1 pseudogene is annotated in these 232 nt (G+C 76.3%); it reads left to right on the top strand.

The features are described from left to right. Positions 1 to 232, top strand: a pseudogene (locus RVY79_RS21775) (hypothetical protein); the annotation flags it as partial.

Raw genomic sequence — 232 nt, 5'->3', positions numbered from 1 at the left:
CCCGGCTCGCCGTCCGGTTTCGAGGGCCTGAGCCTGCCGGCGCTGCGCGAGGCGGTGTCGGCCTGCCGCGGCTGCGGCCTGTGCGAGCAGCGCCGGCAGGCGGTTTTCGGCGCCGGTGCGCTGCAGCAGGCGCAATGGCTGGTGGTGACCGACCCGGTCGATGAGGCCGATGACAGTGCTGGCGAGGCCCTGGGCGGCGACGCCGGCCGGCTGCTGGACCGCATGCTGGCGG

Source organism: Chromohalobacter sp. HP20-39 (genome assembly GCF_033052815.1).
GTDB lineage: Bacteria > Pseudomonadota > Gammaproteobacteria > Pseudomonadales > Halomonadaceae > Chromohalobacter.
Note: the sequence above shows the minus strand (reverse complement) of the source record. Positions and strands in the feature narration are given on the sequence as shown.